The sequence below is a fragment of the Agromyces sp. NPDC055520 genome (genome assembly GCF_053619715.1).
Map to the genome: position 1 here is coordinate 36816 of NZ_JBSHJY010000004.1, position 25402 is coordinate 62217.

The window sequence follows — 25402 nt, forward strand, 5'->3', positions numbered from 1 at the left end:
GATGCTTCGAGGCGGGTCTTCGGAGCACCGTGCACCTGATTGCGCCACCCTGAACGGACTCTCATGACCTTCCCGTCGCTTCCCGACGAAGCCATCGTGCTGCAGGCGCACGCCGACGACTGGCGTGCCGCAGTGCGTGAGGCTGGCCGGGCGCTCGTGCGTTCGGGTGCGACGCGATCGGAGTACGCCGACCGCATGATCGCCGTCATCGAGGAGTTCGGCGCCTACGTCGTGATCGCCCCCGGGCTCGCCCTCGCGCATGCCAGGCCGGGCCCCGACGTGCGCCGCGAAGGGCTCGCCGTGGTGACGCTCGCCGAGCCCGTGTCGTTCGGGCACCCGCACAACGACCCCGTGCGCGTGGTCGTCGGACTCGCGGTGTCGAACGCCGAAGAGCACGTGGCATCCGTCGCCAAGCTCGCGAACGCGTTCAACGACAGCGGCATCGTCGGTCGCATGGCGCGAGCCGAGACCGCCGGCGAGCTGCGCGGCCTGCTCGGTTTCGATGCGGCACCCGAGGGAGAAGCATGAAGATCGTCGCCGTCTGCGGACTGGGCATCGGCACGTCCGCAATTCTGAAGGTCAACGCCGAGCGAGCCCTCGACCGGCTCGGGCTCACGGCGGATGTCGACGCGAGCGATCTCGCCGGCATCGCCGCCGCGTCGGCCGACGCGCAGGTGATCCTGACGTCGAGCGAACTCGCCGACGCGGTGCGCGCCGCGGTCGGTCGCAGCTTCGCCGAGATCGTCGAGGTCTCGAACTACTTCGACGTCGAAGAGATTGGCGCGAAGCTTCAGATCTCGCTCGGCTGAGCTGTTCGCTCCCTGAGCCTGTCGACGCTCCCTGAGCCTGTCGAAGGGCGCGTGTCGCGTGCCGCGCTTCGACGGGCTCAGCGAGCGATTTCCACCTACGCGACGAGTTCCCGCATGCCCGCATCGAGGGCGGCGACGGCGGCGGCCGCTGCGGCGCGACGCTCGGCGACCGTGCCCGCCTCTGACACGGCATCGATGTAGATCTTGAGCTTCGGCTCGGTACCGCTCGGGCGCACCATCACGCGGCCGCCGTCTTCGAGCACGATGCGCAGCACATCCGAGGGCGGCAGGTCGCCGAACCCGTCGGCGAGGTCTTCGATGCGTTCGACCCGGATGCCACCGATTGATGCCGGCGGCTCGGCGCGGAGCCGCGACATGATCTCGCCGATGCGCGCGAGTTCGGTGACCCTGATCGAGATCTGGGCGGAGTCGTGGCATCCGAATCTCTCGACGAAGGCGTCGAGGTGATCGGCGACGGTGCGGCCCTCGGCCTTCAACGACGCGGCGAGCGACAGGAACGCCACGCCCGCCGAGATGCCGTCTTTGTCGTGAACGGTGTCGGGGTTCACGAGGTAGCCGAGCGCCTCTTCGAAGCCGAAGACGAGGCCGGGTGCGCGCGAGATCCACTTGAAGCCGGTGAGCGTCGCCTCGAAGTCGAGACCGTAGGCCCTGGCGATCGCCTCGAGGCCGGGGGAGGAGACGATCGAGCACGCGAGGGCACCGTTCGGGCCCGAGTCGCCGGGTGCCGCGAGTGCGCGTTCGGCCGCCTGCCAGCCGAGCACGAGTCCGACCTCGTTGCCGCTCAACCGGCGGTAACCGGACTCGGCCGACGCGTCGGGAATCGCGATCGCGAGACGGTCGGCGTCGGGGTCGTTCGCGATGACGAGCTCGGCATCGACCTCGCGAGCGCGCGCGAACGAGAGGTCCATCGCGCCCGGCTCTTCGGGATTCGGGAACGACACCGTCGGAAAGGCGGGGTCGGGATCGATCTGCGCCTCGACGAGTGCGGGCGCGTCGAAGCCGGCCGCAGCCAGCACACGCGCCATCGTCTGCCAGCCCACGCCGTGCATCGCCGTGTAGACGACGCGCGGCTGCGCCACGCGCGCGCCAGCACCGCCGCCACCGCCCGCGACCTGCGCCGTCAACCGCACGTACTCGTCGACGACGCCCTCGGCGGCCGTCTCGAACACGCCGCGCGGCAGGTCGCCGACGAGCACCGAATCCGCGACGCGCTGGATCTGCGCGGCGATCTCGCCGTCCGTCGGCGCGACGATCTGCGATCCGCGGTCGATGCCGCCGAGGTAGACCTTGTAGCCGTTGTCGTTCGGCGGATTGTGCGAGGCCGTCACCATGACGCCCGCCGACACGTCGAAGTACCGCACGGCGAAGGCCAGCACGGGGGTCGGAAGCAGGCGGGGCAGCAGAATGGCCCGCACCCCGGCGCCCGCCATGATCTCGGCGGTGTCGCGAGCGAACACGGCCGAGTTCTTGCGACCGTCGTAGCCGATCACAATCGACGGCGTCTGGCCGACCTCGGCGTGCTCGACGAGATAGGCGGCGAGGCCCGCCGCCGCCTGGGAGACGAGCACGCGGTTCATGCGGTTCGGGCCGGCCGCGATCTCGCCGCGAAGACCCGCGGTGCCGAAGGCGAGGCGCCCGTCGAAGCGATCGGCGAGGTCGGCGGATGCCGCGGGGTCGCCGCCGCGCACGGCGTCGACGATCGCCGCGAGCTCGGCACGGGTCTCGGGGTCGGGGTCTTGCCCGAGCCAGGCCTCGGCGAGCGCGATGCGCTCCGCGTCACGGGGATCGATGAGCTGCGACATCCTCGAACCTCAGATCTTCGCGACGATCTTGGCGAGCAGGCTCGCGATCACCGGCTCGGCGAGACGTCCCGACTCCATGACCTCTTCGTGGCTCAGCGGCCACTGCTGGATGCCGGCCGCGAGGTTCGTGATGAGCGACATGCCGAGCACCTCCATGCCGGCTTGTCGGGCGGCGATCGCCTCGAGCGCGGTCGACATGCCCACGATGTGGCCGCCGACGATCTTCGCCATCTGCACCTCGGCGGGCGTCTCGTAGTGCGGCCCGCGGAACTGGCAGTAGACGCCCTCGTCGAGCTCGGAGTCGACCTCGTGTGCGAGGTCGCGCAGCCGCTTCGAGTAGAGGTCGGTGAGGTCGATGAAGGTCGCGCCCTCGAGCGGCGAGTCGGCCGTGAAGTTGATGTGGTCGCTGATCAGCACGGGGGTGCCGGGCTTCCAGGTCTCTTTGATGCCGCCGGCGCCGTTCGTGAGGATCATGACGGTCGCGCCCGTCGCGGCCGCCGTGCGCACCGAGTGCACGACGCGGCGCACGCCGTGGCCTTCGTAGTAGTGGGTGCGGGCGCCGATGACGAGCGCGCGCTTGCCGCTCGGCAGCAGCACCGAGCGCAGCGTGCCGACGTGGCCCTCGACCGCGGGCTTCGAGAAGCCGGGCACCTCGGTCGCGGGGATCGTGTGCGTCGTCTCGCCGATGAGTTCGGCAGCGCGGGTCCAGCCGCTGCCGAGGGTGAGGGCGATGTCGTGACGCTCGACCCCGGTGAGTTCGGCGATGCGCTCGGCCGCGAGGGCGGCGATCGCGAACGGGTCGGCAGTGGGGTCGTCGAGCGGGTTGGCAGCGTGCATCATCCCACTCTAATGACGAGCGGATGTCGCGGCGACGCCGTGCTCGTTTGCTGGTCGTAGCCCCGCGACTGGCAGAATGTGAGCATGGCCTACGAGTTCGAGCGCACACAACGCATTGCCGTCCTCGGAGGAGGACCCGGCGGCTACGAGGCGGCTCTCGCCGGCGCGCAGCTCGGGGCCGAGGTCACCCTCATCGAGCGGGCCGGCGTCGGCGGGTCGGCGGTGCTCACCGACGTCGTGCCGTCGAAGTCGCTCATCGCCACGGCCGAGGCCTCGAACGCCGTGAAAGAGGCCGCCGACCTCGGCGTGCAGTTCTATGCGAAGGGCGACGCCGAGAAGGCCGTGAAGCCCAACGTGGCGATCAACCTCGCCGCCGTCAACAAGCGCCTGCTCGGCCTCGCGGCCCAGCAGTCCGACGACATGCGCGGCAACCTGATCGAGGCCGGCGTGCACCTCGTGCACGGCGAGGGCCGCCTCGACGGGCCCAACGCGATCATCGTCGCGACCGCGAAGGGCGGCACCGACTTCGATCGCATCGAGGCCGACACGCTCGTACTCTCGGTCGGGGCCTCGCCGCGAGTACTGCCGACCGCGGTGCCCGACGGCGAGCGCGTCCTCACGTGGACCCAGCTCTACCACCTGCAGCAGGTGCCCGAGCACCTCATCGTCGTCGGCTCCGGCGTCACCGGTGCCGAGTTCGCCTCGGCGTACCGTGCCCTCGGGGCGAAGGTCACGCTCATCTCGAGCCGCGACCAGGTGCTTCCGGGTGAAGATGCGGACGCGGCATCCGTCATCGAAAAGGTGTTCAAGCGCAACGGCATGAAGGTCATGAACAAATCGCGCGCCGAGTCCGTCGTGCGCGACGGCGACAGCGTCGTCGCGACCCTGACCGACGGCCGCGAGGTGCGCGGCACCCACTGCCTGATGGCGGTCGGCTCGGTGCCGAACACGCGCGAGATCGGCCTCGAGCAGGCGGGCGTGCAACTGTCGGAGTCGGGTCACATCCGCGTCAACCGGGTGGCGCGCACCTCGATCCCGAACATCTACGCGGCGGGCGACTGCACGACGTTCCTGCCGCTGGCCTCGGTCGCGTCGATGCAGGGCCGCACCGCGGTCTTCCACGCCATGGGCGACATCGTGAACCCGCCCGAGAACCGCAACATCACCTCGAACATCTTCACGCAGCCCGAGATCGCCACCGTCGGCTGGACCGAGAAGGAGATCGACGAGGGCGTCGTGCCCGGCGTCGCCTACAAGCTGCCGCTCGCCTCGAACCCGCGCGCGAAGATGATGGGCATCCGCGACGGCTTCGTGAAGCTCTTCGCGTCGGCCGGTTCGGGCGCCATCATCGGCGGCGTCATCGTGGCGCCGAAGGCCTCTGAGCTCATCTTCCCGCTCGCGCTCGCCGTCGAGCACCGGCTCACGGTCGACCAGTTCGCCGAGGCGTTCCCGGTGTATCCCTCGCTCAGCGGGTCGCTGACAGATGCCGCGAGGGCCATGCACGTCGTACGCTGAGGTTTGCAGCGTCGCTGGAGTCGGCGCTTCCGGGTGTCGCGGAGGGCGGCGCGCGTGGGCGTCGTCGAAGGCGGCGCGCCGAACTCTGGGGGTAGCGATGAACCTGCGAGTGAAATCGGTCGAGTCCTCGATCGCCGACTCCCACGACGAGGAGCGGAGCCTGAAACGCTCGCTCGGCACGTGGGATCTCGCCCTCATGGGCATCGCGGTCGCGGTCGGCGCCGGCATCTTCTCGGTCGGCGCGCAGGCGGCGGCGAACTTCGCCGGGCCGAGCGTCATCCTCTCGTTCGTGCTCGCGGCCGTCACGTGCGGCCTCGCGATCATGTGCTACGCCGAGTTCGCCTCGACCGTGCCCGTCGCCGGCAGCGCCTACACCTTCACGTACGCGACGATGGGGGAGCTGCTCGCGTGGATCATCGGCTGGGACCTCATCCTCGAGCTCTTCACCGCTGCCGCCGTGCTCGCGAAGTACTGGGGCGTCTATCTCGGTGAGGCGCTGCTCGCGTTCGGACTGCCGTTCCCGTCGACGTTCCAGCTCGGGGGCATCGAGGTGAGCTGGCCCGCGTTCCTCATCGTCGCGGTGTTCACGGCGCTGCTCGTGGCCGGCACGAAGCTCACGGCGCGCATCGGCGCGGTGTTCACGATCATCAAAGTCGCGATCGTGCTCTTCGTCATCGTCGTCGGGTTCTTCTTCGTGAAGGCGGCGAACTTCACGCCGTTCATCCCCGAGTCGGTGCCCAAAGAGGGCGGCGCAACGGATGTCTGGACGCAATCGCTCTTCTCGTGGATGACGGGCGCCGCGCCCGCGCAGTACGGCATCTTCGGCATGCTCTCGGCGGCGGCGCTCGTGTTCTTCGCGTTCATCGGCTTCGACGTCGTCGCCACGAGCGCCGAAGAGGTGCGCGAACCGCAGAAGCGGTTGCCGCGCGGCATCTTCCTCGGACTCGGCATCGTGACGCTGCTCTACGTGCTCGTCTCGATCGTCATGACGGGAATGGTCTCGTACACCGAGCTCGCGGCTGAAGAGACGCCGTCGCTCGCGACCGCCTTCCGGCTCGTCGGGCAGGACTGGGCGTCGGCCGTGATCTCGCTCGGCGCCCTCGCGGGCCTCACGACCGTGATCATGATCATCCTGCTCGGCCTCTCGCGCATCGTCTTCGCCCTCAGTCGCGACGGGTTGCTGCCGCGGTGGCTGTCGAAGACGACCGAGCACACGAAGACTCCCGCACGCATCCAGATCATCGCGGGCACGGTGGTCGCATTCGTCGCGGCGTTCACCGACGTCGGCCTGCTCGAAGAGATGATCAACATCGGCACGCTCTCGGCGTTCGTGCTGGTCAGCATCGGCGTCGTGGTGCTGCGTCGCACCCGGCCCGATCTGTCGCGCGGCTTCCGTGTGCCGTGGTCGCCCGTGCTGCCGATCATCTCGGCGGCGCTCTGCGTGTGGCTCATGTTCAACCTCACGACGCTCACGTGGGTGCGTTTCGCCGTCTGGCTCGCGATCGGCCTCGTCATCTACCTGCTGTACGGGCGCCGCCGCTCGCGGCTCGGCCTCGAGCAGCGCGTCAGCGAGGTCGAGCTCCCGACCGCCCAGGGCACCTGATCATTCGCCTCTTCAGGAGGGGGTGTGGGAACGCGGCGCCTTCAGCGCGCGTACGGCGCCGAAACGGCCCCGCGTGCCACACCCCGTCCTGAAACGTGAAATCAGGCGTCGATGATGGCGAGCAGCAGGTGGCCGCTCGAGACGGTCGCGCCGGCCTCGGCGTTCACCGTGCCGATCACACCGTCTTTGTGGGCGAGGATCGGCTGCTCCATCTTCATGGCCTCGAGCACGAGCACGAGGTCGCCCTTGACGACCTTGTCGCCCTCGGCGACGGCGACCTTCACGATCGTCGCCTGCATGGGCGCCTTCACGGCATCGCCGGTTCCGGTGTCGACGGCGTGCGATGCAGCGCGGCGGCGGGGCGCGGCACCGGCGGTGCGGGAAGAGGAAGCGGAGGAGGAGGACCCGACGAGACGCTTCGGCAGCGTGACCTCGACCCGACGCCCGGCGACCTCGACGACGACGCTCGTGCGTTCGGCGGGGCCGGCGTTGTCGGCGAGTTCGCCCGACCACGGCTCGAGCTGGTTGTCGTACTCGGTCTCGATCCAGCGCGTGTAGATCGAGAAGGGCTCGTCGCCGGCGGGCGCGAAGGCCGGGTTGTGCACGATGTCGCGGTGGAACGGCAGCACGGTCGGCAGCCCGGTGACCTCGAACTCGTCGAGGGCGCGGCGGGCTCGCTCGAGCGCGTCGTTGCGGTCGCGACCGGTGACGATGAGCTTGGCGAGCAGCGAGTCGAACGCACCCGAGATCTCGTCGCCCGAGGTGACGCCCGAATCGATGCGGATGCCGGGGCCGCCGGGGAAGCGCAGTTGGTGCACGGGGCCCGGCGCGGGCAGGAAGCCGCGGCCCGGGTCTTCGCCGTTGATGCGGAACTCGATCGAGTGCCCGGTCGTGACGGGGTCGGCGTAGTCGAGCGCGCCGCCCTCGGCGAGGCGGAACTGCTCGCGCACGAGGTCGATGCCGGTGACCTCTTCGGAGACGGGGTGCTCGACCTGCAGGCGCGTGTTGACCTCGAGGAACGAGACGGTGCCGTCTTGACCGATGAGGAACTCGCAGGTGCCTGCGCCGACGTAGCCGACCTCGCGCAGGATCGCCTTCGACGACTCGTAGAGCAGTGCGGTCTGCGCCTCGGTGAGGAACGGCGCGGGCGCCTCTTCGACGAGCTTCTGGTGGCGCCGCTGCAGCGAGCAGTCGCGCGTCGAGACGACGACGACGTTGCCGTGCTGGTCGGCGAGGCACTGGGTCTCGACGTGGCGCGGCTTGTCGAGGTACTTCTCGACGAAGCACTCGCCGCGACCGAATGCGGCGACGGCCTCGCGGGTCGCCGAATCGAAGAGCTCGGGCACCTCGTCACGGGTGCGGGCGACCTTGAGGCCGCGCCCGCCGCCGCCGAAGGCCGCCTTGATCGCCACGGGCAGACCGTGCACGTCGACGAATTCGAGCACCTCCGAGGCATCCGCCACGGGGTTCAAGGTGCCCGGCGCGAGCGGCGCGCCCACCTTCTCGGCGACGTGCCGGGCCGAGACCTTGTCGCCGAGGCGCTCGATGGCCTCGGGCGACGGGCCGATCCAGATGAGGCCGGCGGCGATGACCGCGCGGGCGAAGTCGGGGTTCTCGGCGAGGAATCCGTAGCCGGGGTGCACGGCGTCGGCGCCCGAGCGGCGGGCGACCGAGAGCAGCTTGTCGATCACGAGGTAGGTGTCGGCGCTCGTCGCGCCGTCGAGGGCGTAGGCCTCGTCGGCGAGCTTGACATGCCGCGCGTCGCGGTCTTGGTCGGCGTAGACGGCGACGGAGCCGAGGCCGGCGTCACGGGCGGCCCGGATGACGCGGACGGCGATCTCGCCACGGTTGGCGATGAGGACCTTGGAGATGCGCGGCATAATCGTCAAGCCTATTGCGCGGGCTGCGGTGCTCTTTGGGTGTCTTCCACAAAAAGGGTGGATGTCTCTTGCGGACGCGCACAATCGCGGGGAACGCGCCTCCTCACCCCGCAGTACGAGAATCCGCCGAGGCGCTGCGGTTCCAGAGACTCGGCCAGGCGACGCCGAGCTCGCGCACGAGGTCGCGCAGCGTCGAGAGCGACAGCCCGACGACGGTCGAAGGGTCTCCCTCGACGCGGCGGATGAACGGCCCGCCGAGGCTGTCGATCGTGAACGCGCCGGCCACGAGCAGCGGCTCGCCCGTCGCGATGTAGGCGTCGATCTCGGCCTCGTCGAGGGCCGCGAAGTGCACGGTCGCGACATCCGCTCGCCCGACGGCGCCGTTGACCCGGCCGCCGCGGTGGTCGATGAGCCAGTGCCCCGACCACAGCTCGCCGCGGCCGCCGTTCTGCGCGAGCCAGCGCCGCTTCGCGACCTCGGGTTCGTGCGGCTTGCCGTGAATCGCACCGCCGGTCAGGAATGCCGAGTCGCCGCCGAGGATGAGCCCGTCGATCGGCGCGCCGCCGATCGAGGCGCCGACGAGTGCCTCGGCCTTCGCCTGTGCGAGCAGTTGCACCATCTCGCGGGCGGGCAACGGGCCCGAAACGGCCTCGCGTGCCGCGACGACCGCGTCTTCGTCGACGCCGGGCGGTGCCGCGATCGGCTCGATGCCGGCCGCGCGCAGGGTCTGCAACCGGGCGGGCGAGGTCGAGGCGAGGTAGAGGCGCATGCGTCCATCCTGCCCGCTCAGGCCGACGGCGTCGGTTCAGGCGGGCTGTGAAATGCTCGATGCATGTCAGAGAACCGGCGCCCTCGTCGAAGCGGCGGGCGCAAGCCCTCCCGATCGCCCCGCCCCGCCCCGAAGCCGCCCGCCACCGACGGGCCGGTGATCGAACTCGAGATCGACCGCGTCGCGCACGGCGGCGTCTTCGTGGCCCGCCACGAGGGGCGCGTCGTGTTCGTCTCCGACGCGATTCCGGGTGAGCGGGTCGCCGCCCGGGTGAGCGACCAGAGCAAAGACAGCTTCTGGCGCGCCGAGACCGTCGAGGTGCTGCGTGCATCGCCCGACCGTCGCGATCACGTGTGGGCCGAGGCATCCGTCGACCGCGCCCCTGAATCGCGGGCCGGCGGCGCTGAATTCGGCCACATCGGCATGGCCCGCCAGCGCGAGCTGAAGGGCGAGGTGCTGCGCGAGGCTCTCACGCGCATGGCCGGTCTCGAGGCCGCCGTCGAGGTCGACCGGGTCGACCCCGCCCTCGCGCCCGGCGTCGACCCTGAAGGCGGCCCAGAGAACGGCACCGGATGGCGCACCCGCCTGCGCCTCCACGTCGGCCCCGACGGCCGGGTCGGGCCCTACGCGGCCCGAAGCCACAACGTCGTCCCCGTGACATCCGTGCCGTTGGCGGTGCCCGAGCTGGCCGCCCTTGCACCGCTCGGTGATCGCTTCCCCGGCGCCGCCGCGATCGATCTGATCGCGCCGAGCGCCGGCGACCCGGCGATCGTCATGGTCGAGGGCGACGGCGACCGGATGCCGCGTGGCCCGCGCCCGACGATCGTCGAACGCGTGGGCGATCGCAGCTTCCGCCTCGACCGCGACGGGTTCTGGCAGGTGCACCGCGGCGCGGCGGCGACGCTCACGCGTGCCGTGCAGGAGCTCGTCGACGGCGACCTCTTCGACCCTCGCGCCGCCAACCACGACCTCTACGGCGGGGTCGGGTTGCTCGCGGCGGCCGTCGGCGACCGCTTCGGCGAGACGGTGCGCATCACGACGGTCGAGTCCGACGCGCGGGCCACCGAGCACGCCGGCGCGAACCTCGCCGAGTGGCTCGGCGCACGGGCCGTGACCGCGCGCGTCGACCGGTACCTCGACGCGCTGGCGGCCGGCGCCGGCACGGCCGAGCGTGCGCGACTGCGCGACGCCACGATCGTGCTCGACCCGCCGCGCGCCGGAGCCGGTCGCGCCGTCGTCGAACGACTCGCCGAGCTGCGACCGCGCCAGCTGGTGTACGTCGCCTGCGACCCCGTCGCCTTCGCCCGCGACGTGGGCCTCTTCCGCGAACGCGGCTACGAACTCGACGAGCTCCGCGCCTTCGACCTGTTCCCGAACACCCACCACGTCGAGGCGGTCGCCCGCCTCCGCGCTATCGTGTGAGACGTGACTGAGGGCGAAGTCGGGACAGCGACGCCGACAAGACGAGCGGATGCCGCGGCGACCGTCGCGATCGTCGACGACCACGAAGCCGTGCGACTCGGCCTTCGGGCGGCGTGTCGCGACGCAGGCTACGACGTCGTGGTCGACGCGGCGAGCGTGCCCGAGCTGCTCGCCGGCCTGGCCGGCCGCTCGTGCGACGTCGTCGTGCTCGACCTGTCGCTCGGCGACGGTTCTTCGGTGACCGAGAACGTGCGAGCCGTGCTCGCGACGGGCAGCGCCGTGCTCGTGCACAGCATCGCCGATCGCGTGGCCGCGGTGCGGGAGTCGCTCGCGGCCGGCGCCGCCGGCGTGATTCCGAAGGCGTCGCCGATGGCGGCGGTCATCGCCGCGATCGCCACGGTGGCCCGCGGCGAAGCGCTCAACAACGTCGAGTGGGCCAGTGCGATCGAGGCCGACCGCGACTTCGCGAAGGCGCAGCTCGGCCGGCGCGAGCACGACGTGCTGCACCTCTACGCCTCGGGGCTGCCGCTGAAGACGGTCGCGATGCAGCTCGGCATCGCGCACTCGACCGCGCGCGAGTACCTCGATCGCATTCGGGCGAAGTACATCGAGGTGGGCCGCCCGGCTCCGACGAAGGTCGACCTGCTGCGCCGCGCCGTCGAAGACGGGATCCTGCCCGGGCTCGACGATGGCGCCGATGCCGCCCGTTGACTGGCGGGTGACGCGCATCGCGCGTCGTCGTTCGTCGGTGACCCGCGCGCAGGTCGAGACCGTCACCGGCCGTGCGCTCGGCCTCTTCGGGCTCGTGTTCGGGGCGCAGACCGTGCCCGTGGCGCTCGCGCAGACCGACGCCCTGCTGCCCGGCGCCGAGGCCGCCCTCATGGCGGTGCTGTACGGCGCGATCGTCGCCCTCGCCGTCGCGACCGTGGCGAAGGTCGCGGTGCGCACCGCGAGCCTCGCCTTCGCGGTGCTCTACGCGCTCGCGCTCGTGGCGTGGCCCCTCATCGTCGACGACCCGGCGGCGCTCGACGGCTCGGCGCCGTGGCTCTACTACCTCTGCACGGTGGCGACGACGGCCGCGGTGGTCGCGGTGCGGCCGATCTGGGCGGCCGCCTACACGATGGTCGTGCCGGCCGTCTACGGCGTGGTGCGATACCTGCCGGCCGGCGGTGAAGCGGGGCCGTTGCTCGCGGTGCTCGATGCGATGTACGCGGTCGTGCTCGGCGTCGTCGTGCTCGTCATCGTCACGATGCTGCGCCAGGCGGCCGAGTCGGTCGACTCGGCGCAAGAGGCCGCTCTCGAACGCTACGACGTGGCGGCGCGCCTGCACGCGAACGAGATCGAGCGGGTCAAGGTCGACGCGCTCGTGCACGACAGCGTGCTGACCACCCTGCTCTCGGCGGCGGCTGCGACGACGCCCGATCAAGAGCAGCTCGCCGCGCGCATGGCGCGCGATGCCGTGCAGCGGCTCGACGAGGCCGGGGTCACGGGGCCGCGCGCCCTCGATCGTGTGGCGCTGCCGGTGCTCGTGCGCCGGCTGCGTGCAGCCCTCACGACCTTCAGCACGCCGTTCACCGTTCGCGTCGTGAACGCGGGCGGCGTCGAGCTGCCCGTCGAGGCGATGGAGGCGCTGTACACGGCGACCGTGCAGGCCATGGTCAACAGCCTGCAGCACGCCGACGAGCCCGGTCTGTCGACGAGACGCGAGCTGCGTATCAGGGGCGTGCGCGCGGGCGGCTGCGTCATCGAGATCTCCGACAACGGCCGGGGCTTCGCGATCGATCGGGTGCCCGCCGAACGCCTCGGTCTGCGCGTCTCGATCGAGGAGCGCATGGCCAACTCGGGCGGCGTCGCCCGCATCGAGTCGAGGATCGGGCACGGGACGACGGTGACGGTCGCCTGGCCGCTCGGGGCGGGTGCCGCATGATCTCCATTCCCCGCTGGCTGCTGCTCGTACTCGGCGCGCTCTTCTCGGCCTACCACGTCGTGCTCGGCGTCTATTCGCTCGATCAGGTGGCGTCGCCGTGGCCGGCGATCGTCGCGCTGCTGCTCTACTCGGCGGCCACGGTGCTGAGCCTCTGGCCGACCAAGCGGGTGCGCATGCCCGACTGGCTCGCCGCGTTCGACCTCGCGGTCTCGATCGTGCTGCCGCTGCTCGTGACGAGTCAGCTCGACCCCGACGCGAACAACGGGTACGCCACGTGGTACGTCGCGGCCGTGGGTACGCTCATGACGATCACCGCCGCTCGTCGCCAGTTGACGGCAGCCTGGCTCGGGGTGATCGCCCTCGCCGTGCAGAGCATCGTCTGGGCCGGCCCGTTCTCGCTCGGCGGTCTCGGCGTGATCGGCAGCATCGTCTGGGTCGGCATCGCCCACATGCTCACGACCGCCCTGACGAATGCCGCGCGTGAGACGCGCCGTTACGCGCAGGCCGAGCGCGAGGCGGCCGCGTGGCAGGCGGCCCAAGACGCCCATCTGTTCGAGGGGCGCATGCGTCTCGCGCACACGAATCGGCTCTCCGCACCGATGCTGCGGCGCATCGCCGACCGCGACGGCGCGCTCACCGAGGAGCAGCGGGCCGAGTGCCGCAGGCTCGAGGCGGCGATCCGCGACGAGATCAGGGGCCGGATGCTGCTGACCGACGCGGTTCGCTTCGAGGTGCAGCGTGCCCGGGCGCGGGGCATCACCGTCACGCTGCTCGACGAGGGCGGCATCGACGACCTCGACGAGGCCGAGCGCGATCGGGTGCTGTCGCGCGTCGCCGAGGCGGTCTCGGGGTCGACTGCGGATCGCATCGTCGTGCGCACCGCCGCCGAGGCGTCGCCCGTCGCGGTCACGGTCGTCGGGCTTCGGGACTCCGCCGCGTCGGCATCGGATTCCGACGAGGCCGAGGTCGAGCTCTGGCTCGAGATCCCGCGGAAGCTCTGACGGCTCGCCGGACATGAGACCGACGGCACCCGCCGGACATGAGATCGACGGCACCCGCCGGACATGAAGGATGGGGGGCCGGTCTGAGACCAGCCCCCCATCAAGCCCGAGTCGCGGCGACAACCCGAATGTCGCCCTGACTCGCCCCCAACTGCCATCGGTTACCCGACCGATGACGGTGGCGACTCCTGTGGAGCCTGCACTGACAATATTGGTGCACAATTCAACGCCCGCAAAGTCGTCATTTCGGGGGACATGGATTGTCCCCCTCGGGCGAGCTCGCGAGACGCTCGCCGAACGTCGGGGGACACGACCGGTGTCACGAGACGGGGCGATGAAGCGCGGTGCAGCGACGGACGCGCACGCAGCCTGCGGTTCAGCGGCCGCTGCGCACCCAGCGCCCTGGGCCGACGGTGAACGGCCGGCGCAGTGCGCCGTCGCTGCGCACCCAGGGACTGCGGCCCGGTTCGTCGACGGATGCCGCGGCGCTCGACTCCTCGTCGATGGCGGCGAGCAGCACGGCGGTGACCGCGGCGGCGTCTTCGGGGGTGACCACGCGGGTCACGAAACGCAGCGCGGCGGCGCGGTCGTCGCCGGTCTGCTCAGCGGTGTCGTCGCTCATGTCGCCCCCTACAGCGGGATGTTCCCGTGCTTCTTGGCGGGCAGGCTCGCGCGCTTCGTGCGGAGCGCCCGCAGCGCCTTGACGACGGCGACCCGGGTCGCCGCGGGCTCGATCACGCCGTCGAGCTCGCCGCGCTCGGCGGCGAGGAACGGCGAGGCCACGTTGTAGGTGTACTCGTTCGCGAGCTTCGTGCGCACCGCGGCGACGTCTTCGCCCGCCTCTTCTGCGCGCTTGATCTCGCCGCGGTAGAGGATGTTGACGGCGCCCTGACCGCCCATGACGGCGATCTCGGCCGTCGGCCAGGCCAGGTTGATGTCGGCGCCGAGCTGCTTGGAGCCCATGACGATGTAGGCGCCGCCGTAGGCCTTGCGGGTGATGACGGTGACGAGCGGCACGGTCGCCTCGGCGTAGGCGTAGAGCAGCTTCGCGCCGCGGCGGATGACGCCGGTCCACTCCTGGTCGGTGCCGGGCAGGTAGCCGGGCACGTCGACGAGGGTGAGGATCGGGATCGAGAAGGCGTCGCAGAAGCGCACGAAGCGCGAAGCCTTCTCGCCCGCGGCGATGTTGAGCGTGCCGGCCATCTGCGAGGGCTGGTTGGCGATGATGCCGACCGAGCGGCCCTCGACCCGTGCGAACCCGATCAGGATGTTCGGCGCGAACAACGGCTGCACCTCGAGGAAGTCGCCGTGGTCGACGATGCCCTCGATCACCGCGTGCATGTCGTAGGGCTGGTTCGGCGAGTCGGGGATGACGGTGTTCAGTCGCCGGTCGTCGTCGGTGATCTCGAGTTCGGGCTCGGCGTCGTACACCGGGGCATCCGTCATGTTGTTGTCGGGAAGGAACGAGACGAGCGTGCGCGCGTAATCGAGCGCGTCGGATTCATCGCTCGCGAGGTAGTGCGCCACGCCCGAGACCGAGTTGTGGGTGAGGGCGCCGCCCAGCTCCTCCATGCCGACGTCTTCGCCCGTGACGGTCTTGATGACGTCGGGGCCGGTGACGAACATCTGGCTCGTCTTGTCGACCATGATCACGAAGTCGGTGAGGGCGGGGGAGTAGACCGCGCCGCCGGCCGCGGGGCCGCACACGATCGAGATCTGGGGGATGACGCCCGAGGCCTGCGTGTTGCGGCGGAAGATCTCGCCGTACTTGCCGAGGGCCACGACGCCCTCTTGGATGCGGGCGCCGCCCGAGTCGAGGATGCCGATGATCGGCACGCCGGTCTTCAGCGCGAGCTCCATGACCTTGATGATCTTCTCGCCGGCGACCTCGCCGAGCGAGCCGCCGAAGATCGTGAAGTCCTGCGAGTACACGGCCACCTGGCGACCGTGGATCGTGCCGGTGCCGGTCACGACGGCGTCGCCGTAGGGGCGCTTGGCCTCCATGCCGAACGCGTGCGTGCGGTGCCGCACGAACTCGTCGAGCTCGACGAAGGAGCCGGGGTCGAGCAGCTCGGCGATGCGCTCGCGCGCCGTCATCTTGCCTTTGGCGTGCTGCTTCTCGATCGCCGCCTCGCCGCTCGCCGTCACGGCTTCGTGGTAGCGCAGCTTGAGGTCGGCGAGCTTGCCCGCGGTCGTGGAGAGGTCGGGGCCGTCAGTCGCTTCGGTCACGCCGTTCACTCTACCGCTGAGCAGTTGGCCGACTTCCTTGACGGATTCCTACAAGATCGACTCCCGTTCCCTGAGCTTGTCGAAGGGAAGCTGCCCGGTGTCGCTCCCCTTCGACGGGCTCAGGGGGCGTCTGGCTGGGTAGGGTGATCGCATGGAGTGGGAGCGTTCGCGGGCGGCGGTGTCGAGGTTCGAGTTCCGTGACGAGGTCGGGTCGACCAACGACGAGCTGCGCGAGGCCGCCGGCGGGTCGGATGCCGCGGGCTGGCGTCACGGCTCGGTGCTCGTCACCGACAACCAGACGCAGGGCCGGGGGCGCCTCGGCCGAGTCTGGCTCGCCCCGACGGGCAAGACGCTCGCGATCTCGGTGCTGCTGCGACCCGAACTCGAGGGCGGCGGCGCGTTGCCGCCCGACGCCTACGGCTGGATTCCGCTCATCGCCGGCGCCGCGATGACCGAGGCCGTGCGCCGCGCGATCCCCGCCCCGCCGCCGCCCGAGCCCGACTCGCGCCCTGAGCCCGTCGAAGCGCGTGGCACCGCCGACGACAGCGGCGGCGTCGAGGTCGAGCTCAAGTGGCCGAACGACGTGCTCGTCTCGGGCTACAAGATCTGCGGCATCCTCTGCGAGCTCCTGCCTTCGACCGGCTCGGGGAGCGGCGAGGCGGTCATCGTGGGTGCGGGCCTGAACCTCACGCTCGACGAGCACGACCTGCCCACGCTGACGTCGACGTCGCTGCTGCTCGTCACCGGCGAGCGGCCCGATGCCGACGCAGTGCTCGCCGACTACCTCGGCACCCTGCTCGAACTCGTCGATCGATTCATCCGCTGGGGTGGCGACGCAGAGGCGAGCGGAATCGCCGCCCGCGTGACCGAGCTGTGCGGCACCATCGGCAGCGAGGTTCGCGTCGAGCTGCCCGGCGACCGCGAGCTGCTCGGGCGCGCCGAACGGCTCGACGCCGATGGCCGACTCGTCGTGATCGACCGCGAGAACGGCGAACCGTGGTCTGTCGCCGCGGGCGACGTCACGCACCTGCGGTATTAATGGGCGTATGAGGCCAGCCGCGACACCCGATGCGACCGTGCCGCCGGCGCAGCCGCCGGAGCGCGTCGTCGCGCGGTTGCGCCGAAATGCCCGCGTGCTGACGCTGCCCGTGATCGTGCTCATCGCGGTGGCGGGGGCGACGGCCTACGGCCTCGGCGTGTTCCACGAGCTCTGGCAGCAGCTCGCGATCGCGGGCGGCGCGCTGCTCGTCGTGCTGCTCGTCGTGTTCCTGCCGTTCCTCGCCTGGCTCACCCGGCGCACGACTATCACGACCCGGCGCATCATCGTGAGCAGCGGCATCTTCGTGCGCGTGCGGCAAGAGCTGCTGCACAGCCGCGGCTACGACGTCACGGTGCGTCGCACGTGGGCGCAGAGCGCGTTCGGCTCGGGCGACGTGCGCATCAACACGGGTCACGAGAAGCCGTTCGTGCTGAAGGACGTGCCGAAGCCGGCCCTCGTGCAGGGCGCCCTGCACGAGCTCATGGGCGAGGAGCATTCCCGCGTCGCAGACCGCCGCAGAGCCGAGCAATCGATGATCGACGGCGACACCGTGGCATGGGGCGGACGCTGAACCTGAGCGACTGAGCGTTGAATCTGAGAGCCTGTGCAGCGGCGCGCGCCGAAAGGACGTAACGTTGACAGGTGGTCTCGTGTTGCCCGAGCGCGAGCCGCACGATGAAGGGTTCCTCTTGGCCGACGAATGCAAACACGGTTTCGATGACGGCCTCTGCGCCATCTGCTTTCCCCCGCCCGAGCCCGAGGCGAGACCGGCGCCCGCTCCGGTCGCTCGTTCGGCACGCTCCTCGACGACGCGCAGCGGCCGCCCGCCTGCGCGCGTTCCCGGTGCCTCGCGGCCCGCGATCGCCTCTGACGCGCCGCGTCTCGACCTCAAGGCGATGCGCATCTACCACGTGACGCACATCGACAACCTGCCGCCGATCCTCGACGCCGGCGCGCTGCTCGCCGATGCCGCGGGCGCCGCACCCGTCGTCGATCTCGCGGCCCCCCACGCCCGCGAGTACCGGCGCGGCGCCGGGGTCGCAGGCACCGACGCCGTCGTGGCCGACTACGTGCCGTTCCTGCTCACGACCGACGCGCACGTGTGGAACGCCGTGCGCACGGCCACCCCCGACCCGCGCCTCGGCGACGAGGCCGTCACGCGCGCGCCCGCCGACTTCGTCATCTTCGTGAGTTCGCTGACGAGCGCGCAGGGCGCGAACGCCGAGGTGCCCGGCACCATCGTCGTCAGCGAAGCGGATGCCGCGGTCTCAGGTGCGACCGTCGCGACCGAGTGGCCCGATGTGCAGCGACTGCTGCAGCGCCTGCACCGCGACGAAGAGGGTGCCGGCCTCGACGGCGCAGAGCTGCTCGTGCGCGAGTGCCTGCCGCTCGATGACGTGGCGCTCATCGCGGTCGCCAACGAGCCCGTGCGCGACCGGGTGCGGGCCGAGCTCGCCGGCGCCGGTGTGCGTGCCCGCGTCGCGGTCTACCCGCCCTGGTTCCAGCCGACCGCTGCGCCGGCGGCGTAGTCGACGCTCGCTGAGCCTGGTTCGGTCGCTGAGCCTGTCGAAGCGCCCATCGACGGGCTCCCTTCGACAGGCTCAGGGAGCGGGCTCTTCGAACAGCGAGCGCTGCGCCTCTTCGACGCGCGCGAGGTTCGAGAGCCCGTCGGTGCGGTGGTGCCCGAAGACCCAGTAGCGGTAGAGCACGAAGCGAAAGGCCGTGCCGAGCGCGAGGCCGACCACGTTCGTCGCGATGTTGTCGGCCACGAGGCTCGTGTAGCCCAGCCAGTGATGGCTGACCCAGAGGCATCCGAGTGCGATCGCCATGCCGCCCAGCGAGACGATGACGTACTCGACGAACTCGCGCAGGTAGTTCTTCCTGCGGTGGTTGCGGAACGTCCAGTAGCGGTTGCCGAGCCAGTTGAAGACGATCGCGACGCTCGTCGAGATCGTCTTCGCGCCGATCGCCGACTGCGCCCAGTGGTCGTCGCCGAAGACGCCGAGCCGCAAGGCGTTGAAGAGCGTCACGTCGATCACGAGGCCGATGAGGCCCACGACGCCGAACTTCACGGCGTAGGCGAGCAGGCCGTTCCACAGGCGGGTGAGGGCGCTCGCGAGGCGGGTGGGCACCGGCACATCCTATGCCGTCGGGCGCGGCCTAAACTGAACTGTGCGCCTGTGCTGGCGTGGCGGCGGCGGTGAACGGAGAGCATGGCGTGCGAGTCGGAGTGATCGGTGGAGGCCAGCTCGCCCGGATGATGATCCCCGCGGCGATCGAGCTCGGCGTCGACATCAGGGTGCTCGCCGAGGCCGAGGGCATGTCGGCGGCGATCGCGGCCGACAGGGTCGGCGACTACACCGACGCTGCGACGGTGCTGGCGTTCGCACGCGAGGTCGACGTCATCACCTTCGACCACGAGCACGTGCCGCAAGACGTGCTGCGCGCGCTCGTCGACGCGGGCGTGCCCGTGCACCCGGGGCCCGATGCACTGCGCGTCGCGCAAGACAAGCTCGTCATGCGCGAACGGCTCTCGGAACTCGGTCTGCCGGTGCCCGACTGGGCGCGCGTCGAGACCGTCGACGAGCTCGACGACTTCATCGCCGACCACGGCGGCGTCGCGGTCGTCAAGACCCCCCGCGGCGGCTACGACGGCAAGGGCGTGCGCGTCGTGCGCAGCGCCGCAGAGGTCGCCGAGTGGTTCGCGACGATCGCCGAAGACGGTCGCGCGGGCGCGCTGCTCGTCGAAGAGCTCGTCGACTTCCGCCGCGAGCTCGCGCAGCTCGTCGCGCGCCGCCCCTCGGGCGAGGTCGTCGCCTGGCCGCTCGTCGAGACCGTGCAGGTCGGCGGCGTGTGCAGCGAGGTCATCGCGCCCGCGCCGCGATCGGCCGGCAGGCTCGCGGATGTCGCGGGCGACGTCGCCATCGCGATCGCCGAGGGGCTCGGGGTCACGGGTGTGCTCGCGGTCGAGCTCTTCGAGACGAGCGACGAGCGCATCCTCATCAACGAACTCGCGATGCGGCCGCACAACAGCGGCCACTGGTCGATGGACGGCTCGACCACCGGGCAGTTCGAGCAGCACTTGCGGGCCGTGCTCGACCTTCCCCTCGGGGCCACGGGCAGCCGCGGCGAGTGGTCGGTCATGGTCAACGTGCTCGGCGGGCCGGTCGAGGGCTCGCTCGCCGACCGCTATGCCGAGGCGCTCGCCGGCCACCCCACCGTCAAGGTGCACAACTACGGCAAGGCGCCCCGGCCCGGGCGCAAGATCGGGCACGTCACGGCCACGGGCGACGACCTCGACGCGGTCGTCTACGAGGCGCGGGCCGCGGCGGCGTTCTTCCAGGACTGAACCCACCCGTTCGCTGAGCTTGTCGAAGCGACCCGACTCCCTTCGACAGGCTCAGGGAGCGAAGGGCGCGCCCTGCGGAATCTCACAGCACGCGGCCCTACACTCGATCAAGTGATTGAGACGAACACCGCTCCGCTCGTCGGCGTCGTGATGGGTTCCGACTCCGACTGGAACGTGATGCACGAGGCATCCGCTCTGCTCGACGAATTCGGCGTCGCGCACGAGGTCGAGGTCGTCTCGGCGCACCGCACCCCCGAGAAGATGATCGCCTACGGCAAGCAGGCCGCCGCCCGTGGCCTCAAGGTCATCATCGCCGGCGCCGGCGGCGCAGCGCACCTGCCCGGCATGCTCGCCTCGGTCACGACCCTGCCCGTCGTGGGCGTGCCCGTGCCGCTGTCGCGGCTCGACGGCCTCGACTCGCTGCTCTCGATCGTGCAGATGCCCGGCGGCATCCCGGTCGCGACCATGGCCATCGGCGGCGCCAAGAACGCCGGCCTGTTCGCGGTGCGTGTGCTCGCGGCATCCGACCCCGCTCTCGCCGAAGCGCTCGGCACGTACGCGACCGACCTCGCGGCGCTCGTCGAAGAGAAGAACGAACGGCTCAAGCAGAACCGATGACGCTCGCCGCCAGCCCGATCCGCTACCCGGACGTCGCCTCACGCACGGTCATGACCCGCCGCGCGTGGTGGCTCGTGGTGCTCAACTTCCTGATTCCGGGCGCCCCGCAGGTGCTCGCCGGTAGTCGCAGGCTCGGCCGCTTCGGGCTCGGCGCGACGCTCGTGCTCTGGACCCTGGCGATCGCAGCGCTCGTCGTCTACATCTTCTGGCCCGCGACGCTCTACACGGTCTTCTCGATGTCGATCACGCTCTGGATCGTCGCAGCCGTGCTCGCGTTCTACGCGGTGCTCTGGGTGATCCTGACCTTCGACACGCTGCGGCTCGTGCGGCTCGTGAAGACGGCGCCGTCGGCCCGAGCCTGGGTGGCGGCGTTCTCGGTGCTCGTCATGGCGGGCCTGTCGGGCACCGCCGCGTACGGCGCCTATGTCGCGACGACGGCGAGCGGGTTCCTCTCCTCGGTGTTCATGGCGGGCCCGTCGGAGCCGCCCGTCGACGGTCGGTATAACATCCTGCTCCTCGGCGGCGACTCCGGGCCCGACCGTGAGGGCATGCGGCCCGACAGCATGACCGTCGTCTCGATCGACGCCGAGACCGGCCAGGCCGTCACGATCGGCCTGCCGCGCGACCTCGAGTACGTGCCGTTCCCCGAGGACTCGCCGCTCGCGGCCGTCTACCCCGAGGGCTACGGTGCGATCGACGGCTGCGAGGTCGACGTCTGCCAGCTCAACTCGATCTACACCGAGGTCGAGCTGAAGAGCCCCGAGATGTACCCGAACGCCGTCGCCGAAGGCAGCGAGCCCGGCATCGAGGGCGTCAGGGACGCCGCAGAGGGCATCACCGGCCTCGAGATCCAGTACTACGCGCTCATCGACATGCAGGGCTTCCAGCAGCTCATCGACGCGCTCGGTGGGGTCGACATCAACGTCGACGTCCGCATCCCGATCGGCGGCGACGAGAACAACGAGGGCGTCGACGGGTGGATCGAGCCGGGGCAGCAGCACCTCGACGGCTATCACGCGCTCTGGTTCGGCCGGGCGCGGTACGGCACCGCCGGCGGCGACTACGAGCGGATGGCGCGCCAACGCGTGCTGCAGGAGGCCGTGCTGCACCAGTTCACGCCGACGAACGTGCTCTCGAAGTTCCAGGAGGTCGCGTCGGCGGGCGCCGACACCGTCAAGACCGACATCCCCCAGTCGATGCTCGGCTATTTCGTGAACCTCTCCTTGAAGACCAAGGAACTGCCGATCACGACGGTCGAACTCGTGCCGGCCAACGGCATCGACCCGACCGATCCAGACTGGGACTACATCCGCTCGCTCATCGTGCCGGCCGTCGCCCCCGTCACAGAAGAACCTGCGGCGGAGTGATTTCCCACGATCGAGCGGAAGCCGCGGCATCCGCTCGATCGCCATGGCGCTCGAAAGGCTGCGTCACAGAGGATGCGGGCTCAGAGGTCGGCGTGCAACTGCCAGACGCGCTCGGCGGAATCGCGCCAGCTGAATGCATACGCACGGTCGCCCGCCGTCACGGAGAGTCGCTCAGCCAGCGCCGGAGACTCGACGACGTTGCTGATCGCGGCCGCGAGTCGCTCGGTGTAGCCCCCGCCGATGCCGATCGGTACCGTCAGCCCGGCCTCGGCCGCTACCTCGACGTACGCGGGGGTGTCCGAGTGGATCACGGGCAGGCCGAAGTCGAACGCCTCGATCAGCGAGGTGCCGGAGCCCTCGTCATGGCTTGGGGCCACGAAGGCGGTCGCGCCTGCCAGGATCACGGCGAGGTCTGCCGGGTCAGCCGAGTCGATCGCGTGGACGCGCCGAGGATCGACGCCCGACTCCTGGGCGACGGTCGCGAGATGCAGTTCGCCCCACGTCGGGGGGCCGACGACGATGAGGGGTATTTCGGGCATGCCGGGTCGGCCGAGCGCCTCGAGCAAGTCGACGATCCCCTTGCGTGGTTCCAGCGTGCCGGCGGCGACGAGATAGGCGGGCGGTAGGGCGAGCCGCGCGGTCCGTGCTGCAGCCTCGATGGGATCTGCCGGGACGGTGACACCCGGCCTCGCGGCCGTGCCGATGACGCGAACCCGATCGCCGAAGTCGACAAACTTCGCGAGCCGCTCCGCGAGCGCGTGGGTCGGCACGACGATGGCATCGGCGTGCTTGCGTGCCCGCTTCAGCATGTGCTTGTGCCAGGCGACCGACGCGGTCGTCAGGGTCTCGGGGTGCGTCCAGGCGAGGAGGTCGTGGACCGTCACCACGATTTGGTCGCCGGAGGAGTTGCGGTCGTGACGCCGGAGCGGAGCGAAGAGCCCGGGGGCATGGATCATGCCGCCGCCCGGTGAGGTCGTCAGTCCGAGCTGCCACGCCGCGGCGAGCTCGCGACGAGCGAGGGTGGTCTTGTAGAGGCCAGAAAGTCCGGGGAACTCGATTTCGAGACGCTCGTAGTCGGAGGGAGGAGAGGAGGAGACGATGCCCTCGATCTCGCACCCGGCGGGCGTGGCCTGGATGAGGGCGCGTGTGAGCGCCTCGGCATAGGCGCCATGCGGTCCGGGGACCGGTGCGATGACCTGATCGACGATCACGCGCAGGGTCGTGGGCATGGGACTCCTTCACTCGACTGGTGGGCGGGCACCGTCACCAATCTAGCGTCGTGCCGCTGACGAAACCGGGGGAATGCGCCTCCCGTGGAGGGAACGACCACGTCGACAGGGCAAGATGGAGTGTCCCCGTTCCTCGAGCCTGAAGAGTCAATGAGTTCGTCAGCAGTCAGCCCGCGTGTGGTCGCGGTCGTCGTCGCGTACAACCGGCGGGATCTTCTCGTCGAGGTGCTCGAAGCGCTCGCAGCCCAGCGCCATCCCCTCGCGAGAGTCGTCGTGGTCGACAACGCATCGACGGACGACTCGGCCGAGATCGCGCGGGCCGCGGGCGACCTCGTCGACTTGGTCTCCCTCCGACGGAACACCGGCGGTGCCGGGGGTTTCGCCGCAGGAATGGCCATCGCGCTCGATCGGCACGAGGCCGACTGGCTCTGGCTCATGGATGATGACACGGTGCCCACTCCCGATGCGGTCGCGACCCTCTTAGCCGCGGTCGCGGGAACCGATGTCGTCGCTGCCGGTTCCCGCGTCATCTGGACGGATGGCACCGAGCATCCGATGAACACGCCGAGGGCGAAGCCGTTCGTGTCGAAGTCCGAACGCGCCGCGGCGGCGCGTCGCGGCGGGGTCGCGATCCGCAGCACCTCCTTCGTCTCCATGCTCGTTCGCGCCGACGTCGTGCGCGAGGTCGGGCTGCCGATCGCTGACTACTTCATCTGGAACGATGACTTCGAGTACTCCACTCGAGTTCTGCGCGGTCGCCGTGGGCTACACGTCCCCGCGTCGGTGGTGGTGCACAAGACGAAGGTGCTCGGCTCGACCGATGCCGACCCGGGGCCGCGCTTCTACTACGAGGTGCGGAACAAGCTCTGGATGTTCCGGGGTTCGCAGAGTCTGTCGGTGTTCGAGAAGGCCGTGTACGGAGCGTCGAGTGTGCGGCGCTGGATAAAGACGTTCGTCCGTTCCTCCGATCGGGCGGTGCTCCGCGACGGATGGCGGCGCGGATACCGGGACGGTATCAGGACCAGGCCGCGGCCGAACTCGATGTCACTCGCGGATCTCGGCGCCGTGAGCGAAGCGGTCGCACGTGTGGAGCCTTCATGACCGAGAAGTTCACCCTGCTGATGCCGGTGTACCGCGGGGATGATCCAGCGCACTTCATGAAGGCCTTCTCATCGAGTGTGACCGCGCAAACGCGACGCCCCGACGAGGTCGTGCTGGTGCAGGACGGGCCGGTCGGAGCGGAGCTCGTCGGCGCGATCGCCACAGCCATCGCCGCATCGCCGATTCCCGTCGTGCATCACCGGATCGCGGAGAACGTCGGACTCGCCCACGCGCTCTCGGAGGGCCTGGAGCGCTGCGCACACGACATTGTCGCGCGCATGGATGCCGACGACATCTCGCTGCCTGAGCGGTTCGCGAAGCAGGTTCCCCTCGTCGAGGAGGGACTCGACCTCGTCGGAACCGGGATGCTGGAGTTCCTCGACGACGTCGGCTCGATCGTCGGCCGTCGCGTGCCGCGCACGGATGCAAGCGACATCGCGAGATACGCGCGGTTCCACGATCCGTTCAGCCACCCGACCGTCGTATACCGACGCTCAGCGGTCGCGCAGGCGGGTGGGTACCTCCCGCTCGGGCTCATGGAGGACTACTGGTTGTTCGCGCGCATGATCGCCTCGAGTGCCAAGGTCGGCAACCTCGCTGAACCGCTCGTGATGTACCGGGTCGGTGCGGGTGCGTACGCGCGGCGCGGCGGCACGGAGCAGTGGCGCAGCGAGCTCGCCCTCCAACGGGCGATGCGAGACATCCGCTTCACGACTCGGACCCAATACCTGCGCAACGTCCTCGTGCGCGGCGCGTACCGGTTCGTGCCCGAGCCCGTCCGGCGAGTCGCCTACCGGCGACTCATCGCCGGGGGCGCTGCGCACGATCGGGCCTGACGGGCGGAGCGCCGTTCCCGATCCGGGCCCGCCACTCCGCAGGGCCAC

The 25402-nt window shown here is 70.4% G+C and carries 24 protein-coding genes; 16 read left to right on the top strand and 8 right to left on the bottom strand.

Features of this window, described 5'->3' with window-relative positions:
• Positions 1-63 precede the first annotated feature (63 nt).
• Entirely contained in the window at positions 64-528 is a 465-nt protein-coding gene (locus tag ACWGST_RS03530; protein WP_452045261.1) for a PTS sugar transporter subunit IIA, read from the top strand.
• Positions 525-809, top strand: a complete 285-nt coding sequence (locus ACWGST_RS03535; protein WP_452045262.1) for a PTS sugar transporter subunit IIB — start codon at positions 525-527, stop codon at positions 807-809. The genes ACWGST_RS03530 and ACWGST_RS03535 overlap by 4 nt, the downstream gene beginning before the upstream one ends.
• 95 nt (positions 810-904) lie before the next feature.
• Here ACWGST_RS03535 and ACWGST_RS03540 read toward each other — a convergent pair whose 3' ends face one another.
• Both ACWGST_RS03540 and ACWGST_RS03545 read right to left on the bottom strand, forming a co-directional pair.
• Entirely contained in the window at positions 905-2632 is a 1728-nt protein-coding gene (locus ACWGST_RS03540; protein WP_452045263.1) for a phospho-sugar mutase, read from the bottom strand.
• A 9-nt stretch (positions 2633-2641) separates the two neighbouring features.
• Entirely contained in the window at positions 2642-3469 is an 828-nt protein-coding gene (locus tag ACWGST_RS03545) for a purine-nucleoside phosphorylase (protein WP_452045264.1), read from the bottom strand.
• 84 nt (positions 3470-3553) lie between these two features.
• Between ACWGST_RS03545 and ACWGST_RS03550 the strand changes: the two genes are divergently transcribed.
• Together ACWGST_RS03550 and ACWGST_RS03555 are read left to right on the top strand one after the other, a co-directional pair.
• Positions 3554-4984 carry an NAD(P)H-quinone dehydrogenase gene (locus ACWGST_RS03550; protein WP_452045265.1) on the top strand — a complete coding sequence of 477 codons (1431 nt, stop codon included), beginning with the start codon at positions 3554-3556 and terminating at the stop codon, positions 4982-4984.
• A 97-nt stretch (positions 4985-5081) separates the two neighbouring features.
• Positions 5082-6587 (top strand): APC family permease, encoded by a 1506-nt coding sequence (locus tag ACWGST_RS03555; RefSeq protein ID WP_452045266.1) that lies wholly within the window; start codon positions 5082-5084, stop codon positions 6585-6587.
• A gap of 101 nt (positions 6588-6688) precedes the next feature.
• On the opposite strand, the gene ACWGST_RS03560 is transcribed toward ACWGST_RS03555, so the two are convergent.
• Together ACWGST_RS03560 and ACWGST_RS03565 are read right to left on the bottom strand one after the other, a co-directional pair.
• Entirely contained in the window at positions 6689-8467 is a 1779-nt protein-coding gene (locus ACWGST_RS03560; RefSeq protein ID WP_452045267.1) for an acetyl/propionyl/methylcrotonyl-CoA carboxylase subunit alpha, read from the bottom strand.
• Between the two features lie 103 nt (positions 8468-8570).
• Entirely contained in the window at positions 8571-9236 is a 666-nt protein-coding gene (locus ACWGST_RS03565) for a Maf family protein (protein WP_452045268.1), read from the bottom strand.
• 63 nt (positions 9237-9299) lie between these two features.
• Between ACWGST_RS03565 and ACWGST_RS03570 the strand changes: the two genes are divergently transcribed.
• From ACWGST_RS03570 to ACWGST_RS03585, 4 genes are read left to right on the top strand one after another with little or no spacing between them, the layout of a single operon-like run.
• Positions 9300-10658: a class I SAM-dependent RNA methyltransferase gene (locus tag ACWGST_RS03570; protein WP_452045269.1), complete on the top strand. Its 1359-nt coding sequence runs from the start codon at positions 9300-9302 to the stop codon at positions 10656-10658.
• 3 nt (positions 10659-10661) lie between these two features.
• The gene (locus ACWGST_RS03575) at positions 10662-11369 is read left to right on the top strand and encodes a response regulator transcription factor (RefSeq protein ID WP_452045270.1); all 708 of its coding nucleotides are present in this window, start codon (positions 10662-10664) and stop codon (positions 11367-11369) included.
• The gene (locus ACWGST_RS03580) at positions 11356-12585 is read left to right on the top strand and encodes a sensor histidine kinase (protein WP_452045271.1); all 1230 of its coding nucleotides are present in this window, start codon (positions 11356-11358) and stop codon (positions 12583-12585) included. Before ACWGST_RS03575 ends, ACWGST_RS03580 begins: the two co-directional genes overlap by 14 nt.
• Positions 12582-13586, top strand: coding sequence for a hypothetical protein (locus ACWGST_RS03585; protein ID WP_452045272.1), 1005 nt, complete (start codon positions 12582-12584; stop codon positions 13584-13586). The genes ACWGST_RS03580 and ACWGST_RS03585 overlap by 4 nt, the downstream gene beginning before the upstream one ends.
• A 376-nt stretch (positions 13587-13962) precedes the next feature.
• On the opposite strand, the gene ACWGST_RS03590 is transcribed toward ACWGST_RS03585, so the two are convergent.
• Entirely contained in the window at positions 13963-14208 is a 246-nt protein-coding gene (locus ACWGST_RS03590; RefSeq protein WP_452045273.1) for an acyl-CoA carboxylase epsilon subunit, read from the bottom strand.
• An 8-nt stretch (positions 14209-14216) separates the two neighbouring features.
• Positions 14217-15815 carry an acyl-CoA carboxylase subunit beta gene (locus ACWGST_RS03595; RefSeq protein WP_452045274.1) on the bottom strand — a complete coding sequence of 533 codons (1599 nt, stop codon included), beginning with the start codon at positions 15813-15815 and terminating at the stop codon, positions 14217-14219.
• Positions 15816-15966: 151 nt separating this feature from the next.
• On the opposite strand from ACWGST_RS03595, the gene ACWGST_RS03600 reads away from it, so the two are divergent.
• The 3 genes from ACWGST_RS03600 (at position 15967) to ACWGST_RS03610 (ending at position 18383) form a co-directional block, all read left to right on the top strand.
• Complete coding sequence (locus tag ACWGST_RS03600) at positions 15967-16854, top strand: biotin--[acetyl-CoA-carboxylase] ligase (RefSeq protein WP_452045275.1); 888 nt, start codon at positions 15967-15969, stop codon at positions 16852-16854.
• 7 nt (positions 16855-16861) lie between these two features.
• Entirely contained in the window at positions 16862-17425 is a 564-nt protein-coding gene (locus tag ACWGST_RS03605) for a PH domain-containing protein (protein WP_452045276.1), read from the top strand.
• Positions 17426-17765: 340 nt separating this feature from the next.
• Entirely contained in the window at positions 17766-18383 is a 618-nt protein-coding gene (locus tag ACWGST_RS03610) for a DarT ssDNA thymidine ADP-ribosyltransferase family protein (RefSeq protein WP_452045277.1), read from the top strand.
• 72 nt (positions 18384-18455) lie between these two features.
• Here ACWGST_RS03610 and ACWGST_RS03615 read toward each other — a convergent pair whose 3' ends face one another.
• On the bottom strand, positions 18456-18986 hold the full coding sequence (locus ACWGST_RS03615) for a GtrA family protein (protein WP_452045278.1): 531 nt from the start codon (positions 18984-18986) through the stop codon (positions 18456-18458).
• Positions 18987-19054: 68 nt separating this feature from the next.
• Between ACWGST_RS03615 and ACWGST_RS03620 the strand changes: the two genes are divergently transcribed.
• The 3 genes from ACWGST_RS03620 to ACWGST_RS03630 all read left to right on the top strand — a co-directional run bounded on the left by ACWGST_RS03620 (position 19055) and on the right by ACWGST_RS03630 (position 22188).
• Complete coding sequence (locus ACWGST_RS03620) at positions 19055-20203, top strand: 5-(carboxyamino)imidazole ribonucleotide synthase (RefSeq protein ID WP_452045279.1); 1149 nt, start codon at positions 19055-19057, stop codon at positions 20201-20203.
• A gap of 150 nt (positions 20204-20353) precedes the next feature.
• Positions 20354-20821, top strand: a complete 468-nt coding sequence (gene purE / locus ACWGST_RS03625) for a 5-(carboxyamino)imidazole ribonucleotide mutase (RefSeq protein WP_452045363.1) — start codon at positions 20354-20356, stop codon at positions 20819-20821.
• Positions 20818-22188: an LCP family protein gene (locus ACWGST_RS03630; protein WP_452045280.1), complete on the top strand. Its 1371-nt coding sequence runs from the start codon at positions 20818-20820 to the stop codon at positions 22186-22188. The genes purE and ACWGST_RS03630 overlap by 4 nt, the downstream gene beginning before the upstream one ends.
• A gap of 80 nt (positions 22189-22268) precedes the next feature.
• Here the strand turns inward: ACWGST_RS03630 and ACWGST_RS03635 are convergent, their stop codons facing one another.
• A complete protein-coding gene (locus ACWGST_RS03635) occupies positions 22269-23417 on the bottom strand; it encodes a glycosyltransferase family 4 protein (RefSeq protein ID WP_452045281.1) in 1149 nt (382 codons plus the stop codon).
• A 150-nt stretch (positions 23418-23567) separates the two neighbouring features.
• On the opposite strand from ACWGST_RS03635, the gene ACWGST_RS03640 reads away from it, so the two are divergent.
• Positions 23568-24518: a glycosyltransferase gene (locus ACWGST_RS03640; protein ID WP_452045282.1), complete on the top strand. Its 951-nt coding sequence runs from the start codon at positions 23568-23570 to the stop codon at positions 24516-24518.
• Complete coding sequence (locus ACWGST_RS03645; protein WP_452045283.1) at positions 24515-25354, top strand: glycosyltransferase; 840 nt, start codon at positions 24515-24517, stop codon at positions 25352-25354. The genes ACWGST_RS03640 and ACWGST_RS03645 overlap by 4 nt, the downstream gene beginning before the upstream one ends.
• The last annotated feature ends 48 nt before the right edge of the window (positions 25355-25402 follow it).

Coding starts and splice junctions, on each gene's coding strand:
- ACWGST_RS03530 (WP_452045261.1), top strand. CDS start 64: ATGACCTTCCCGTCGCTTCCCGACGAAGCCATCGTGCTGCAGGCGCAC.
- ACWGST_RS03535 (WP_452045262.1), top strand. CDS start 525: ATGAAGATCGTCGCCGTCTGCGGACTGGGCATCGGCACGTCCGCAATT.
- ACWGST_RS03540 (WP_452045263.1), bottom strand. CDS start 2,632: ATGTCGCAGCTCATCGATCCCCGTGACGCGGAGCGCATCGCGCTCGCC.
- ACWGST_RS03545 (WP_452045264.1), bottom strand. CDS start 3,469: ATGCACGCTGCCAACCCGCTCGACGACCCCACTGCCGACCCGTTCGCG.
- ACWGST_RS03550 (WP_452045265.1), top strand. CDS start 3,554: ATGGCCTACGAGTTCGAGCGCACACAACGCATTGCCGTCCTCGGAGGA.
- ACWGST_RS03555 (WP_452045266.1), top strand. CDS start 5,082: ATGAACCTGCGAGTGAAATCGGTCGAGTCCTCGATCGCCGACTCCCAC.
- ACWGST_RS03560 (WP_452045267.1), bottom strand. CDS start 8,467: ATGCCGCGCATCTCCAAGGTCCTCATCGCCAACCGTGGCGAGATCGCC.
- ACWGST_RS03565 (WP_452045268.1), bottom strand. CDS start 9,236: ATGCGCCTCTACCTCGCCTCGACCTCGCCCGCCCGGTTGCAGACCCTG.
- ACWGST_RS03570 (WP_452045269.1), top strand. CDS start 9,300: ATGTCAGAGAACCGGCGCCCTCGTCGAAGCGGCGGGCGCAAGCCCTCC.
- ACWGST_RS03580 (WP_452045271.1), top strand. CDS start 11,356: ATGCCGCCCGTTGACTGGCGGGTGACGCGCATCGCGCGTCGTCGTTCG.
- ACWGST_RS03585 (WP_452045272.1), top strand. CDS start 12,582: ATGATCTCCATTCCCCGCTGGCTGCTGCTCGTACTCGGCGCGCTCTTC.
- ACWGST_RS03590 (WP_452045273.1), bottom strand. CDS start 14,208: ATGAGCGACGACACCGCTGAGCAGACCGGCGACGACCGCGCCGCCGCG.
- ACWGST_RS03600 (WP_452045275.1), top strand. CDS start 15,967: ATGGAGTGGGAGCGTTCGCGGGCGGCGGTGTCGAGGTTCGAGTTCCGT.
- ACWGST_RS03605 (WP_452045276.1), top strand. CDS start 16,862: ATGAGGCCAGCCGCGACACCCGATGCGACCGTGCCGCCGGCGCAGCCG.
- purE (WP_452045363.1), top strand. CDS start 20,354: ATGGGTTCCGACTCCGACTGGAACGTGATGCACGAGGCATCCGCTCTG.
- ACWGST_RS03630 (WP_452045280.1), top strand. CDS start 20,818: ATGACGCTCGCCGCCAGCCCGATCCGCTACCCGGACGTCGCCTCACGC.
- ACWGST_RS03635 (WP_452045281.1), bottom strand. CDS start 23,417: ATGCCCACGACCCTGCGCGTGATCGTCGATCAGGTCATCGCACCGGTC.
- ACWGST_RS03640 (WP_452045282.1), top strand. CDS start 23,568: ATGAGTTCGTCAGCAGTCAGCCCGCGTGTGGTCGCGGTCGTCGTCGCG.
- ACWGST_RS03645 (WP_452045283.1), top strand. CDS start 24,515: ATGACCGAGAAGTTCACCCTGCTGATGCCGGTGTACCGCGGGGATGAT.